The following is a 12198-nucleotide window of genomic DNA, read 5'->3' as shown; positions in this document are numbered from 1 at the left end:
TCTAGCACGTGTTTTCAAGCGCAAGGAAGAGGCAAGATTCCCGCCTGCAATCCCGGGAACTATTTTACCTGTCATTCTGTTGCCGCAACTGCAACTCTATCCTGCCGCCGACAACCGCGGCTTCTTTCGAGAGCTGGCCCCAACCATCATGGATGTGCAGAGCAGTGAAGATGCATGATAACCGATCTAGGCGCTCAGACGGTTATGTGGCGGTATGTGTAGCTATCGCTTCATCGCTCCTCACAACGACGGCCGTTGCTCAAATTTCCGGCTTCGGTCGCACATCTCCTCCGATGTATGGCGGCTCCGGCATTTCCACTCGGCCTTCGAGTTCGATTCGACCGATGGAAGGTACCTTCGCTCCAAATCACACGACAGTGGACGGAAAGCTTTGCATATCAGTCAATCCGGTGACGCACCCTCAAGCCAACAACCCCAAGATCATCGAGCAGATTGTGCTGGTTCAAAACATCTGCGGTCAATCGATCCGGGTTCGGGTTTGCTACGCGGGAAGTTCCGATTGCATCGTCGTTCCGCTCGCAGGTTACCAGAAGCTGCAAAGATTATTGGGGATCGCGGCGGGATCAACGAACTTCCAATTTGAGTATCGCGAGCTCTATTGAGTCGTTGTTCAGACGAGCAGTCCGTCCTCCCATCTATTCGCGTTGCCGCTTGAGTCAGCGCCACCGCATTGGGGATCGCCCAGATGGAACCGATGATTCCGAGCATGTCACACGCGCTGTCGGTAACGATCTTGTTATCGCTACATGAGAAACGCATGACTGACCAATTGCTGCCCCAAATTGCCCGCTTCACTGATGTCGAGCAGCATAAGCGCTCGCGGTCGCGAGCGGGCGCACTGCACATCAAGCAATCTTGTTCTTTCTGGGCACAACCCTTGCAACGGCAGGGCGTGCCGCTTTCCAATGCGTGCGCTCGATTGTCAGGGAGCCTTGACCGAAATTTGTCGCCGTTGACTCAGCACCTTCACTCAAGTTGACCATCGCGCACATGTCCAATCCCACCCAGGCTATTGTATTCGGAGGCGCAGGCTTCATCGGTACACATCTGATGACGCGGATGCTCGCTTCCGGCCGCTACGACCGAATCGTCTCAGTGGATATCGGGAAGCCTAGGGCGCACGTCGAAGGCGTCGAGTATGTCCATCATGATGTCCGTGAGCCAATCGACCCGAAGCTCGCAGGCGGACTGCCTGCCGACATCTTCAACCTGGCTGCAGTCCATGTCACCCCAGGTCATCCGGACGGCGACTATTATTATACAAACGTGCTGGGTGCGGTGCACGTCTGCCGATTTGCGAGAGACACTGGCAGCCGGAATGTCATCTTTACCAGCTCGATATCGGTCTACGGTCCGACCGAGACCCCACTTACCGAAGATGCGACGCCGGTCCCAGTCAGTGCCTATGGACGCTCCAAACTCTCGGCCGAAGCGATCCATCGTCTATGGCAATCGGAGGACCCGGACAGGCGGCTGACCATCGTGCGCCCCGCCGTCATCTATGGGCGCTACGAGCGAGGCAATTTCACGCGATTGTCGAGGCTTCTCGAAAGGCGGACCTTCATCTATCCCGGCCGAACCGACACCATCAAGTCGTGCGGCTACGTGAAGGACCTGGTCTCGTCGATGTTCTTCATGGCGTCTCGCAACGACGGTCTGTCGATCTACAATTTCTGCTATGAGGACCGTTATACCATCAGCGAGATTTGCTCCGCCTTCTCTCGAACTGCCGCTTACCCCAAGCCGACGATAACGATTCCGGTATGGCTAATGAATCTCGCCGTGCTTCCATTCGAGGTGCTGCAGGCTGTCGGCATCAAGACCGGCATCAATCGTGACCGGATCAAGAAGTTGTGGTTTTCTACGAACATTCTGCCGAAGCATCTGATCGCAAGCGGGTTCAAATTCGAGTACGATCTGGCAAGCTCGCTTGTGGATTGGAATCGGGAATCCTCCATCAAGGATTTTGATTGAGGTTTTGTTGGCTGGATCCTTCAAGTGTCCGGAGATCGGAGATTCACCGGTGGAACTTCAAGGCCGATTCTCGCCACCATAGCGGATCCGAAACCAGACCCGTTCGGATTCCGGCGTCGCGTGCTCGGTCGTAACCGCGAGACCCGATTCGCCTTGCCTGTGGCAGTTGCAAGATCTCATGCTTGTCCGTCACACTCAGGTCGATATTGCATCGCAGAATTCGAGACCGGTCGGACGCTGTCCACCGGGTCGGCACGTAGCATTCGTGGAATCCTGCCCAATTCGTGGGCGAACCATGATCTTCTCAGGCGGCGTGAATTGTCTCGATCTTGAAAGTCGCTTTTTTTGGCAAAGTTGACGGAGATGGGCATTATGACGATTTTGCGGCAAGCGGTACCTACGGTGGCCCTGCAGCGTTGCCGAAACTTCTCTGACCAATAACGTGTCGCACGAACCGACTAGGTGCTTTGACAAGAGAGCCTCGGTGGCACTAGCCAATTCTCGAGCGCCGCGCGTCGATCACCGCATCCGTCATGTCGAATTCGACCAACAGGGATCTTCTACGCGGCACTTTTTGCACGAATTCAGCGCGGCAAGGCCAGCCTGATGCCGCATTCACAGAGATCTAAGTAGGGCGGGCCGGATGCTTCAAACAAAGATCACATCTCGCGAGATCGAAAACACGGCGCGGGAGGCCCCATCGCTGGAGCAGACCATCTCCTCTGCGCTTGCGTTGATGAGCCGCCAGTATCCAGTGATGATTTTCACGCTGCTCCTGTGCATCTGTCTTGCCGGCGTCTACGTGTTCACGGCACCGAAGCGATATACCGGAACGGCGATCCTGATGATCGACAGCCGCAAGATGCAGGGCCTGCAGACGCAAGCGCCCGCGAGCGGCGCAGACAACCCGATCGACTCGGCGATGGTCGACAGTCAGGTCGAACTTCTCAAGTCCGAAGCGATCGCCTCCAAAGTCATCAAGGATCTGAAACTTGCGGAGTCGGCAGACTTCATGAGCGACGGCGGCGGATTGCTCAGCAGCATCAGTAGCGCGATTACCGGAATATTCTCCGAGTCGACCCCGCCCACGGAAGAGCAAATACTGCGCGCAGCACTCGCTCGCTTTGCGAGCGGCCTCAGCATCAAGCGCGTCGGCGTGAGCTATGTTATCGAGATCTCCTTTCAGGCATTGTCGCAGGAGTTGGCAGCGCGGATCGCCAACGCAGTCGCCGACGGCTATATCGTGGATTCGTTGGAATCGAAATATCAGGCATCGAGACGGGCGGCGGTCTGGCTGCAGGACCGATTGAAGGAATTGCGCTCGCAGGCGTCTTCCGCCGAACGCACCGTTGCGGATTTCAAGGCCAAGAACAACATCGTCGACGCCGGCGGGCGACTGCTCACCGAGCAGCAACTCGCTGAAATCAATACTTCGCTGACGACTGCGCGTAGCCAGCGTGCGGAGGCACAAGCTAAGCTCGAACGCATCACCGCGATATTGAATGCAGACGGCGACGATTCGAAGGTCATTCTGAATGATTTGGCGACTGTGAGCGAGACGATGGCCAACCCGGTCATCACCAAATTGCGCCAGACCTATCTCGAGTACGCGGCCAAGCAGGCCGATTGGTCGAACCGGTATGGATCGACACATCTGGCGGTTGTCAATTTACGCAATCAGATGCGTGAAATCCGACGCTCGATCATTGACGAACTGCGACGCACGGCCGAGGTCTACAAGAGTGACCTTGAAATTGCCAAGGCGCGCGAAGAGTCCAGCCAGAAGAGCTTGAACGATACGATCGCGGTCTCGAATAATACCAGCCAGGCCCAGATCATCCTGAGAGATCTGGAAAGCAACGCTCAGAGCGCTCGCGCATTGTCTGACAACTTCCTGCAACTGTACATGGTCTCGGTTCAGCAGCAGTCGTTTCCCATTACCGAAGCGAGGGTGATCAGCCAGGCCGCGTCGACTCTTCCCAACAAGACGTCGCCAAGAACGACACTCATCCTGCTTGCGGCGATCGTGGGTGGGTCGATTCTCGCAGCTCTCGTGGCAATCCTGCTTGATATGATGGATCGCGTCTTCCGTACCGTTTCGCAGGTCGAGAAGTTCGTGGATACCCGATGTCTCGCTTCGATTCCGGTCATAGAGCAGGGTGCCATCAAGGCGAATTCCGCTCAATCGGGCAAAGCGGCCTGGCGATTCGGCAAACGCGACAAGCCCAAACCGCAGCAGGCATCACCGAATCACGGGGGATCCGGCACGACCTTGCCACTCCACGGGCCCGCGCCCGCGTTCAGCCACCAACAGTCGCATCGCGACCGTCTGCTTTCAACCGAGGAGAGCGTCGGGCGGCACGTGATCAATGCCCCGTTTTCACGCTTCGCGGAGGGATTTCGGTCGATCAAGCTCGCCAGCGATTTCGCAAATTTCGGTGCAGGGTCCAACAAGGTCCTGGGGATTACCTCCGCTCTTCCGAACGAGGGAAAGTCAACCATCAGCGAAGCGCTGGCGCAGACCTTGGCGCAAAGCGGCTGCCGTACGCTGCTGATCGATGGCGACATCCGCAACCCAAGCCTCACCGCAAGGCTTACTCCGGCTGCGCAGGACGGCTTGATCCATGTCGTCATCGGCCAAGCCGACTGGAGGGACGTGGTCTGGATAGACCCGCAGACGAATCTACATTTTCTTCCTTGTGCCATCACATCGCGCTTCTCGAATTCGAGCGACCTGCTGGCCTCGCAACAGATGGACGACCTGTTCCAGCAACTACGGCAGCACTTTGATCGCATCGTTCTCGATCTTAGCCCGCTGGCGCCGGTCGTCGACGTTCGGGCGACCGGGGGGTTGGCTGATTCCTATATCCTTGTCATCGAATGGGCGAAATCGAAAATCGATATCGTCGAGCGCGTGCTAGGCGAAACGCCGGTTGTGCGCGAGCGGATGCTCGGTGCGGTTCTTAACAAGGTGAACGTGTCGGTGATGAGCCGATACGATACGTATGGCGCAGCCTACTATCGCAATCGATACTACAAGAGGTATGGTTACGTCGATTGACGTCAGATGCTTGATCCGGAGCGGCGGGCAGCGCTTGCCCGATTTTTGACAGGGCCCTTGGATACAACATGAATGATTTGGCGCTAGCGCATGTTAGGTCGGCGCTTCTGATGGTGCGCTCAGTCCTGCTCGGTGCTGGTCTCTTGATGACGACGGCTCCCGGTCGAGCCGAGGCGGTGCGTCCGGGCATTCTGAACTGCGGGTCTGGGACCAGCGCCGAGCAGCGTCGACGTTGTGACGAAGAGGCGTTCAAGCAGATCGAGTCCGGCAGCCAATCGACACAGCTTGAGGGCGGATGGCGACTGGTGAAGAGCAAAAATCCAGACGGCGGCGCCGATGCCATTTCAGTGATGCATGTCGTCGATAGTGCCAAGTCGGATACGCGCCTTGCTGGCCTGAGCCTGCAATGCGGGAAAGGTGGCATCGAAATTGTACTCATTGTACTCGAGCCACTGTCCCGCTCGGCGCGACCGAACGTAGCCCTCATAGCGGGAGAGAAGCGCGCAGAGTTCCAGGCATCTGTGATCCAGGGCGGCGTCGCGCTCCTACTACCCGCCGACGCCTCGAAGCTTGCTGCTAGCGACTGGCAAACCGCAAACGAGCTTGAGGTTGAAATTGGGACCACACCGACCGGGATCCGCGGTTCGGTGCCGATGGCTGGACTGGCGACGGCTCTCCGTTACTTGTCGCAGTACTGCCATGCTCGATAATTTAGCCGGTCACGGAACTGTCATGCAGAGCGAATTCCGCAAACCGAATGCATGTGACCAGTTGGCAGGCCGCGTTGTGATGATGCGTCATGGTGGCTTCTATCCGGCCATCCATCACCGAGACGACGGTGGCGTCCCAAGCTCGGCTATGCGACGCGTATCAATGTCCCACTTGTGCAATGCTGCATTCCATTCCCGCTTCCACGTCTCACGGTTCTCCGAGTGCTCATCGCTTCCTGGCTTTTAATCACATTGCTCGCCGCGACTCCGATCTTGGCGCTCACAAGCGGCTCCTTCGCACAGCATGTGATTTCACTTGCTACTGCGTTGATGATGGCAATGGCAACAAGAGGTCCGGAGGCGCAAATCGCGTCTGCCGCGCAGTTGCTGAAGCAATTTCTCCTCATATTCTTGCTTCCGGTCGTCTGGATGACGTTGCAAATCTTTCCGATGTCTTCGCTTGCGAACCCGATCTGGTCGGCGACTTCGATCGCATTGAATCAGCCATCGCTGCCGGCCCGCATCAGCGTTGATACGAGCGCAACGTTGCACAGCCTGTTCCTCTATCTGGTCGACGTGTCGCTCCTGGTGTCGACCGTCGTCATCACCAGGGATCGCCGTATGGCCGAAACGATCCTGTTCGTATTGAGCGCAGTGACGACCCTCATGTCAGTCGAGTTCCTACTCGGCCGGCTCGATTTATTCGCCGGAATCATTCCCCAGTCCGGCGTAGCTACGAATCTGTTTCCGGCAGCAGCCGCTCTTGCGATATTGACAAATGGCGCGCTCGTCGCCCGGGCACTCGAACGCCACCTGCACCAGCAGAACATCCACAATCTGGCCTCGCCCCTACTGTGGGTCGGCGTTTCCTGCGGTCTGTTAGGAATTGTCGTTGCATTCGCCGCACTTGCCGCCCTCGAACAACGCGCATTGGCGGCGGTTACTGGCTGCGGATTGATGGTCCTCGTGTTCATTGCCGCTGTCCGGCGCTTGGGATTTCGGTCTTGGCCTTCGGCGCTATTGTTCTTGGTCCTTGCAGCGATCGCCAGCGCGATGGCTGCGTCGCACTCTCGGTCCGGAGGCTTGGGCCTCCTTGGATTCGTCAGCCTCCCCCCGGAAGCAGTTGCGCCGGCAAAGCACCTGCTCTCTGATGCACCGACGTGGGGGCATGGTCTCGGAACCTTTAGGCTGATTTCGAGAGCCTATCAGGAGTTCGGCGCTGCGCTGGCAGCCCCTCCCTCCACCGCAGTCTTGATGGCTGTCGAGGCGGGACGATTGGCGAGCGCCATCCTAGCAGCCTTCGCCGTCCAGTTTTTCCTCGTTAGCTTTCGCGGCGCCGTTCGGCGAGGACGTGATTCCTTTTTCGCGGCCGCCGCGGCCGCCGCCGTTGTCGTTGTACTCTGCGAGAGCTTTCTTGACTCAAGCCTCTCAAACCCCGCGATTCAAGCAATCGTGGCGGTGATGGTCGGAGTTGGACTTGCACAATCAGTGGGACGGACCAGTGGCGCCAACCACTCGGCGGCTTCCGCGCGCCGTATGTTGAACTAATGCATCGACAATGAGTTCATCGAGCAGATTTCGCGTTCTTCTGGTGGCGTTGGCCTTGGCGGTCGGATCCTATGCGATTGTGTCGGCCATAGCGGAGGTGCCGGCGCTGAGCCGGACAACATTTTCCGCAGATGCGGCCGAGATTGGGGCGCGGTGGACTGAAGACGCGCCCACATTGTTGGGAACGCGCTCGCCGTTTGGATCAGAGCTGGAAGGTAATCATGGATCGGTCGCCGCGCTGCAGACAATTGAGTCTGGCCAGCAAAGGCCCACGATCCTGCGATCAATAGCGCATACCGACGCTCTCGGCCGCCTCAGGCGGACGCTCTCGACCTCTCCTTACAATCCTGAACTATGGCTGGCGCTGGCGCTGCTTCAGGTCCAGCGCGACCCGCACGATCCGGTCGTGGTCGAGGCCTTGAAGATGGCATATTTCGTCGCACCAAACGACGCGCGATTGATGCCGGCGCGGATCGACATTGCGACCCGCTTCGATGCGCTTGCCCTTCCCGATGTCAAGGACCTCGTACGCAATGACGTTCGGCTCATCCTGATACGCCGACCTGGGTCGAGATCGGCACTCGTGTCCGCTTATCGCAGGGCATCAAAACTGGGCAAGGCCTTCCTGGAAGATGCAGTTGAATCGATTGACCCGTCCTTTCTGGCGACACTGCGCGGTTGACCTCGTGGCGTTTAGTGGGCGCGCTTCGCTGCCGTCGCCCGGGCCTAGTTGAGCCAGGCCTTCTCAACCTGACCAGATCGATACGTGGTGATGCCGGAGTTTACCGCTTCGTCACGGGATTCGGGTCTTCGATCGTTCAGGCAAATCGTCGTGCTTGGCGCACCACTGCGCGTTTTCCTTTACAATCAATTCTCGTGCGCTAGACATGGCGATTGCCACCGCAGCCCGAAACGGCTTCTTGTCACATTTGATCCAGACGGGTTCGCGGCTGTGCGCAAGCTGAGCGCGGTGCGTAGGGGCTCCGAGCAGCTCGAACATCGTTCCGGCTCATCCGCTGCGCCCCGAACGCCGAAGGATCCTACGCAAAGCGCTTCCTGCGGCTTAGCGCTCGCGCGATCCATGGTTCCAGCGCCGACCGTAATCGTACGGAGTCCACAAACGACGATCATTGTCGTAGCCGATTTGGACGGATTGATGAAGGCGGGCTGAGATGATCGAGATAGAGTATCTCTGGAACTCGTCGGCTGGAAGGAGTCAGCCGACGCCTCAACCGCGTCGTGCACCCTTTCCTTCTGAGGTTCCGACGGTTAATTTAACCCGATACTTGATCTTGCATTTCGGTGGGACTGGATGACGGTACTTGCCATATTAAGCATCTGGCTGTTGCTCAACGTTTTATTCGTGCTCATCGTGGTTCCTTCCCGCGGGTCGCGATCGCGGCTGAACAGGTCAGGAACAATCCTTGTGCCGGTCCCGATCGAAAAGCATCAAGACCGGCTCGATCACAACGAACAATTCTCCCTTCGCCACGCTCTCGGATCACTCGCAACGGGAGTCTTTTTCGTCTTGATGGCCCGGCTGGTCGCAATACGTGAGGCCATTGTGCGGCTGTGGAACAGGACGCGTAGGCATAAGACCTGAAGCTTGGTGATTGGCGCGACGCCTGATTCAAAGGCTCCAAAGGGAGCTCTCGCTTCAATCCGCATCTAGCTCAGCGCCTATGAGTCCGCGCCGCGCCGCCAAGGCAGCCTGCACTGACCTAGTACGCCTCCTGGGAAATGACGGTAGCCGCCGTGCGCGCCATGATTTTCAGGTCGAGCCAAATGCTCCAATTCCTTACATACCAAACGTCATATTCTACCCGCTTTTCCATCAGGTCGATGGTCGGCGTTTCGCCCCGGAAACCGTTAACTTGAGCCCAGCCCGTGAGGCCCGGCTTCATGTGGTGGCGGTATACGTAGTTGCTGATGATCTCGTCATAATAGTTGTCATGGGCAAGCGCATGTGGGCGTGGTCCGACCAACGACATGTCGCCGCGCAGCACGTTCCAGAGCTGGGGCAACTCGTCAATGCTGGTCATGCGGAGGAAGCGCCCGATCCTCGTGACGCGTGCGTCCCTCTTGGTTGCCTGAGTAATCGAGTGACCATTCTCGCACACATACATGCTGCGAAATTTCCAGATGTCGAACGGCTTGCCGTTGAAGCCGCGGCGCGACTGTCGAAAGATCACGCTCCCAGGCGAATCCAGCTTGATCAGAATGGAGACGGTGATCAGCACTGGCGCTAGGGCCACTAGCGAAAACAACGCCAGACCGACGTCGAGGCAGCGCTTCTGGAGACGTTCAAACACGCTGAGCGGTGGTCGCTGAATCTCAATTGCCACCGTGCCGCTGACCGGCAAAAACGGGCGCGATACCAGATCAGCGATCGAATTATCCGGCAAGAGACGGATCGGCTGAGGTACAGCGCGCAAGTGCAGTTCGAGTTGCTGCAACAACGGCAGCTCGTTCCAATCAACCGCCAACAGGTACTCCTCGACATCTGCTGCACGGGATTGGCGAATAACATCCCGGATTTGCCTCTCCCAGCCGGTCCCATGGTTGTTAGCGGGAAGCACGAAATGGCGAACCACGTCGAATCCGTTCTTGCGCAGGTCCTTGAAACGGCTCGAGGTGAAATCAAGCGGCTTCAGGCTGAGCAGGGCAACCTTGCGATCGACCAATCGGCCCTTGGCAAAGCTCGTGCCGAGCGCCCACTGCCACGCAAAGCGCAGGCTGAGCAACCCAACGCCGCCAACTCCGGTGAAGATCAGGAACGTGCCGCGGGACAGATTGTCCGACGATTTCAATAGAAACGCCGCGACCGCAAGGATTGTCAATGACACCAGCCAAATGATCATCGCTTTGCGCAATTGCCAGACCAGACTCAGCAAACGGTGCGTTGCATAGACACCCTGAAAATAGGCGATTGCAACGAACACTGCGCTGACGATCAGTCCGGCGCCGATGGGCGCTCCGTCTCCAGAGGACGGCGTGGCGACGCTATAAAGTTCCGACGCCATCGCGTAGCAGAGCAAGATCAGCAAGAGGTCGGCCGCGATCACGAGAAGCTGAAAAGGCTTCTGAAGAGCCGTGCCCCGTGCGGAGGACATCGCATAGGTGCTATCAGAGCTATAAGTGGCAACAGCCATTCGATCCTCTACGTGTGGAGAGTGCCTGGCGGTCATTATGATGCTGAAGATTTACCGCTTCCCAAACGGAGGGTGTTAAGTGATCGCAGCGACATTGTGGCGCTGCATGCAAAACTTTTGCACGCATGATGTGTCGCGTCGAAATGCGCATCGACAAGCGCTGACGCTCTCGTCATAGTGCTGACATATCAGCGACGGCGCTGCCGTATTTTGGATCAAGTTCCATATCTTCCGCGATGCTTTAACGGTCACGCGAGCGCGTCTTCGCTCATCTTTCAGGCGCCCATCCTGTCGCGAGAGCGCGAGGAGTCAGTTGCGGGAACATGGATGAATTTCTATCTGTGGATGCATCACGAAATTTGCAATGAGCCATGCATCTTTGCCACGGTATCCAGCTCAGCGTTGCAATTTCCCCGGACCGGTGGAACCCGTCGCAAACAGAGGAGGCAAGAAGTTCCGCCCTTCTTTTGGCGTGATCAAGCCGGAGAACGAGGACCGCTACTCCATCCACCGCACGTTGTTCGCATCAGATGGGGAGTTCTCAGGTGCCGGCGACTTGGGGAAGTTTCTCGACCACCTGATCGATTGTGCGCCATGATATCTTTCGCCCGACCACGTCGGCCAATCCATAAGCCGCACCTGCCGGAGGGAGTTCGCATCTATGCGATCTCGGATATTCATGGTTGTGCGCATCTGCTCCAGCCGATGTTGCGGGTGATCGACGCCGACGTGGCTCGCAGTCGCCCGCGCTACGCGATCGAGGTTTTCATGGGCGATTACATCGATCGCGGCCCGGATACGCGCGCCACCCTCGACATCCTGGTCGAGCGTAGTCGCCGGGGCAATGCGGTCTTCCTCAAGGGTAATCACGAGGCATTTCTGGTGAGCGTGTTCGAAGATCCTTCGCTGTTCGAGGATTGGATTGCCGTCGGGGGGACCCAGACATTGATGTCTTACGGGCTCGCCCCGCCGGATCTGAAGCGCGACGAGCCGACATCGATCTTGCGCGATTTGATTCGCGCAATGCCGACTGAGCATCTGGAATTCCTGGACAATTTGCGGCTGAGCTTTACGTGCGGGGATTTCTTCTTCGTGCATGCGGGCGTTCGACCGGGCGTGGCGTTATCCGAACAGCAGGAGAACGATCTTTTGTGGATTCGCGAGGAGTTCCTGGAGAGCAAAAAGAATTTCGGCAAATATATCGTGCACGGTCACACGCCCGTGCGGAACGCCGACGTGCGAAATAACCGTGCCAACATCGATACCGGCGCCTATGCGACCGGCAATCTCACCCTGATGAGCATCCAGGGAAGTCGCATGCTCGCGGTGTGACATGGTCCCAACCGCTTGCCATCTGCCTGTCAAAGCCCTTCCGCGGCGAGCGTCGAATGGGCTTCGGCGCTCAGAGGTGAAGCGCCTGGCCTAGTTGGTCGTCCGTGAAGAACCCTGAATTCAGGCTGGATTGATTTGGGGTCGGGCGAAGAGGATGGCCAGGATTTGCCACAACGAGAGCCTGAGCCAGCAGATCAGGCGGCGGAAGTTGTAGCCGACGGCGGCGAGGACGGCGTTGCTGGCATCGCCCTCGCGATGCCAGAGATAATTGCGGCCCATTCGATGCTCGGATTTGAGATGGCCGATGACCGGTTCGACGGCGGACCGCCTTCGCAGCTCGCGCGTGATCTGTGGCGTCACCCGCCGCTTCTGCCCTGACGTGAACACCCTGAACTTGTAA

At 57.8% G+C, this 12198-nt stretch carries 9 protein-coding genes and 1 pseudogene; 7 read left to right on the top strand and 3 right to left on the bottom strand.

Annotated features, from left to right (window positions below):
* Positions 1 to 344: 344 nt before the first annotated feature.
* The 6 genes from IVB01_RS31350 to IVB01_RS31325 all read left to right on the top strand — a co-directional run bounded on the left by IVB01_RS31350 (position 345) and on the right by IVB01_RS31325 (position 7996).
* Positions 345 to 623, top strand: coding sequence for a hypothetical protein (locus IVB01_RS31350; RefSeq protein WP_247279499.1), 279 nt, complete (start codon positions 345 to 347; stop codon positions 621 to 623).
* A 388-nt stretch (positions 624 to 1011) separates the two neighbouring features.
* Complete coding sequence (locus tag IVB01_RS31345; RefSeq protein WP_247279498.1) at positions 1012 to 1995, top strand: NAD(P)-dependent oxidoreductase; 984 nt, start codon at positions 1012 to 1014, stop codon at positions 1993 to 1995.
* A gap of 643 nt (positions 1996 to 2638) precedes the next feature.
* Positions 2639 to 5056, top strand: a complete 2418-nt coding sequence (locus IVB01_RS31340) for a polysaccharide biosynthesis tyrosine autokinase (RefSeq protein WP_247279497.1) — start codon at positions 2639 to 2641, stop codon at positions 5054 to 5056.
* Positions 5057 to 5124: 68 nt separating this feature from the next.
* Positions 5125 to 5766 (top strand): hypothetical protein, encoded by a 642-nt coding sequence (locus IVB01_RS31335; protein ID WP_247279496.1) that lies wholly within the window; start codon positions 5125 to 5127, stop codon positions 5764 to 5766.
* Positions 5767 to 5988: 222 nt separating this feature from the next.
* Complete coding sequence (locus IVB01_RS31330) at positions 5989 to 7314, top strand: hypothetical protein (protein WP_247459405.1); 1326 nt, start codon at positions 5989 to 5991, stop codon at positions 7312 to 7314.
* 55 nt (positions 7315 to 7369) lie between these two features.
* Entirely contained in the window at positions 7370 to 7996 is a 627-nt protein-coding gene (locus IVB01_RS31325; RefSeq protein ID WP_247279494.1) for a hypothetical protein, read from the top strand.
* A gap of 111 nt (positions 7997 to 8107) precedes the next feature.
* Here IVB01_RS31325 and IVB01_RS31320 read toward each other — a convergent pair whose 3' ends face one another.
* Positions 8108 to 8314, bottom strand: coding sequence for a hypothetical protein (locus IVB01_RS31320; RefSeq protein ID WP_247279493.1), 207 nt, complete (start codon positions 8312 to 8314; stop codon positions 8108 to 8110).
* Between the two features lie 721 nt (positions 8315 to 9035).
* A complete protein-coding gene (locus tag IVB01_RS31315; protein ID WP_247450068.1) occupies positions 9036 to 10466 on the bottom strand; it encodes an undecaprenyl-phosphate glucose phosphotransferase in 1431 nt (476 codons plus the stop codon).
* 594 nt (positions 10467 to 11060) lie between these two features.
* On the opposite strand from IVB01_RS31315, the gene IVB01_RS31310 reads away from it, so the two are divergent.
* A complete protein-coding gene (locus IVB01_RS31310) occupies positions 11061 to 11798 on the top strand; it encodes a metallophosphoesterase family protein (RefSeq protein WP_247279672.1) in 738 nt (245 codons plus the stop codon).
* A gap of 120 nt (positions 11799 to 11918) precedes the next feature.
* On the opposite strand, the pseudogene IVB01_RS31305 reads toward IVB01_RS31310, so the two are convergent.
* Positions 11919 to 12198, bottom strand: a pseudogene (locus IVB01_RS31305) (IS5/IS1182 family transposase); the annotation flags it as partial.

The organism is Bradyrhizobium sp. 164 (assembly GCF_023073715.1).
In the GTDB taxonomy this organism is placed as follows: Bacteria; Pseudomonadota; Alphaproteobacteria; order Rhizobiales; family Xanthobacteraceae; genus Bradyrhizobium.
The sequence above is the reverse complement of the archived record's forward strand: the minus strand, read 5'-3'. Positions and strand labels throughout refer to the sequence as shown.